Genomic DNA, 3,270 nt, shown 5'->3' with positions numbered 1-3,270 from the left:
GCGTGTGCGTCAGCCCCTCCCGGGGGGGCGGCGCCCGCGCCCCCCCCCCCCCCCCCGCGGGGCGCCCCCCCCCCCCCCCCCCCGCGCCCGGGGCCCCCCCCCCCCCCCCCCCCCCCCACGGCATGCTGCTCGGGGGTTCGGTTCTGCCTGCGTGTCACGTTAAGCACACATTCGATCACTTCGCGCAGCGGAGTGCACCGATGGAAGGGTCCCGAGTGGCGCGTCGACGGTGCATCAGGGTGACAACCCGTCACCTCGGGAGCGTCCGACGCCCCCTCGTCAGCGGCCGCCGGCCTCCGCCAGCAGCTGCTTCTTCAGCACCTTCCCCAAGGCGTTCCTGGGCAGTTCGGGCACCAGGACGACCCGGCGCGGCCGCTTGTGCACCGACAGCCGCTCCGCCACGAAGGACGTCAACTGATCCCCCGTCACGGCGCCGTCCGGAATGACGTACGCGACGATCGCCTGTCCGAGGTCCTCGTCCGGCACGCCGACCACCGCCGCGTCGGCGACCGCCGGGTGGTCGCGCAGCGCGGCCTCCACCTCGCCCGCGCCGATCCGGTAGCCGCCGCTCTTGATGAGGTCCACCGAGGCACGGCCGACGATCCGGTGGAAGCCGTCCGCCCCGATCACCGCGACGTCGCCGGTGCGGAACCAACCGTCCGCCGTCCACGCCTCGGCGTCCGCGTCCGGCCGGTTGAGGTAACCGCTGAACAACGTCGGGCCGGAGACCTGGAGTTCGCCGACGCTCTCCCCGTCGCTGGGCACCGGCGTGCCGTCCTCGCCGACCAGCCGGGTGCGGACCCCGTCCACCGGCAGCCCGACGCTGCCGGGGCGCCGCTCGCCGTCCGCCCGGGTGCTGACGGTGATCAGCGACTCGGTCATCCCGTACCGCTCGATCGGGGCGTGCCCGGTGAGCGCCGCCAGCTTCTCGAACACCGGGACGGGCAGCGGCGCGCTGCCGGAGACCAGCAGCCGGGCCGGGGCGAGCCGGGTCGCCGACTCCGGGTCCGCCGCCAGCCGGGACCAGACGGTGGGCACGCCGAAGTACAGGCTGCCGCCCGCCGCCGCATAGCCCTCCGGGGTGGGGCGCCCGGTGTGCACCAGCCCGCTGCCGGTGCGCAGGGCGCCGAGCACGCCGAGCAGCAGCCCGTGCACGTGGAACAGCGGCAGGCCGTGCACGAGGGTGTCCTCGGCGGTCCACTGCCAGGCGGCGGCGAGGGCGTCCAGGTCGGCGGCGATCGCCTCGCGCCGGATCACCACGCCCTTGGGCGCACCGGTGGTGCCGGAGGTGTAGAGCACGAAGCCGGTCGACGCCGCGGCCGGCTCGGCGTAGGTGGCGGCGGAGCGCTGCGCGGGGTCGACCGGCAGCCCCGCCACCGAGGTGCCCTGCGGCAACGTCTCCCCGACGGCGTGCGCGAGCAGCGCCGCGCCCGAGTCCCGCAGGATGTGCTCGCGCTCCTTGGGGCCCGAGTCGGGCGGCAGCGGCACCACCGGGACGCCCGCCAGCAGGCCGCCGACCACGGCGGTGACGGTCTCGACGGTGGGCCGGGCGAGCACCGCGAGCGCCGGGGCGCCGGCCACCCGGTCGGCGACGGCGGTCGCCGCGCCCAGCAGGTCCTCCCGGGAGAGCGTCCGACCGTCGATCCGCAGCGCGTCCGCCGCGTCGCCGAAACCGCCCTCAAGTGCCGTCAGCAGTGCCATGCCACCGTCCTCGCCTCGTCCCACGCCACCGCGCCGCGCCCGTGCGCCGCGCGTTCACCTCGCGCGTCTGCCTCCGCGTCACGCGCCGGCGCCGACTCTACGGGCCGCCGCCCCGCCCGCCGTGCTCCGGGGACGACGGGTCACGGCCGAACAGGGCGGCGGACGACCGGGAACGACGGAGGGCGCGGCACCGAGCACCCGGCGCCACGCCCTCCGAACCTTCCCGTGGGATCAGGCCTTGCGGGCCTTCACCTCGGCGGTGAGCTGCGGCAGCACCTCGAAGAGGTCGCCGACCACGCCGTAGTCGACCAGCTCGAAGATCGGGGCCTCGGGGTCCTTGTTGACGGCCACGATGGTCTTCGAGGTCTGCATGCCGGCCCGGTGCTGGATCGCACCGGAGATGCCCGCCGCGATGTAGAGCTGCGGGGAGACCTGCTTGCCGGTCTGGCCGACCTGGCTGCTGTGCGGGTACCAGCCGGCGTCCACGGCGGCGCGCGAGGCACCGACGGCCGCGCCCAGCGCGTCCGCGAGCTCCTCGACCACGCCGAAGCCCTCGGCGGCACCGACACCACGGCCGCCGGAGACCACGATCGCGGCCTCGGTCAGCTCGGGGCGGCCGGAGGAGACGCGCGGGGTGCGCGAGGTGACCTTGGCGGCGTTGCCGGTGAACTCGACGGCGACGTTCTCGACGGCGCCCGCGGCCGGGGCGGCCTCGGGGGCGACGGCGTTCGGCTTGACGGTGATGACCGGCGCGCCCTTGGTGACCTTGGACTTCACCTGGAAGGACGCGGCGAACACCGACTGGGTGGCGACCGGACCGCCGTCGCCGGCCTCCAGGTCGACGGCGTCGGTGATGATGCCGGAGCCGAGGCGCAGCGCGACGCGCGCGGCGACCTCCTTGCCCTCGCCGGAGGACGTGACCAGCACGGCGGCGACGTCGTTGGCCTTGGCGATCTGGGCCAGGGCGTCCACCTTGGGGACGACCAGCTGGTCGGCGAACTCGGCGCCGTCGGCGACGTACACCTTCGCCGCGCCGTACTCGCCGGCCTTCGCGGCGATGTCGGCCGCGGCAGCACCGGCGCCGAGGACGACGGCGGACGGCTCGCCGATGCGGCGGGCCAGGGTCAGCAGCTCCAGGGCCGGCTTGCGGACCACACCGTCGGCGTGGTCCACCAGAACCAGGATCTCAGCCATGATTCGTTGCTCCTGATCGATCGTTGGATGCGCGAACGGGTGGGACTAGATGAACTTCTGGTCGGCGAGGAAAGCGGCGAGCTGCTTGCCGCCCTCGCCCTCGTCCTTGACGACCGTGCCCGCGGTCCGCGCCGGACGCGCCGCCACCGACTCGACCGCCGTCCACGAACCCGCCAGACCGACCTCGTCCGCCTCGATGCCCAGGTCGTCCAGGTCCAGCGACTGCACCGGCTTCTTCTTCGCCGCCATGATCCCCTTGAACGAGGGGTAACGGGCCTCGCCCGACTGGTCCGTCACCGAGACCACGGCCGGCAGCGCAGCCTCGACCAGCTCGGTCGCCGCGTCACCGTCCCGACGGCCCTTCACCACGCCGCC

The 3,270-nt window shown here is 75.0% G+C and carries 3 protein-coding genes; all 3 read right to left on the bottom strand.

All coding sequences use genetic code 11. The features are described from left to right. Window positions 1–279: 279 nt before the first annotated feature. Window positions 280–1,701: an acyl-CoA synthetase gene (locus ACIRRH_RS37440; protein ID WP_403076621.1), complete on the bottom strand. Its 1,422-nt coding sequence runs from the start codon at window positions 1,699–1,701 to the stop codon at window positions 280–282. A 231-nt stretch (window positions 1,702–1,932) separates the two neighbouring features. After that, on the bottom strand, window positions 1,933–2,895 hold the full coding sequence (locus ACIRRH_RS37435; RefSeq protein ID WP_403076619.1) for an electron transfer flavoprotein subunit alpha/FixB family protein: 963 nt from the start codon (window positions 2,893–2,895) through the stop codon (window positions 1,933–1,935). A gap of 45 nt (window positions 2,896–2,940) precedes the next feature. Then, on the bottom strand, window positions 2,941–3,270 hold a 330-nt coding region (locus ACIRRH_RS37430), incomplete at its 5' end, for an electron transfer flavoprotein subunit beta/FixA family protein (RefSeq protein ID WP_403076617.1).

Source organism: Kitasatospora sp. NPDC101235 (assembly GCF_044767505.1).
In the GTDB taxonomy this organism is placed as follows: Bacteria; Actinomycetota; Actinomycetes; order Streptomycetales; family Streptomycetaceae; genus Kitasatospora.
The sequence above is the reverse complement of the archived record's forward strand: the minus strand, read 5'-3'. Positions and strand labels throughout refer to the sequence as shown.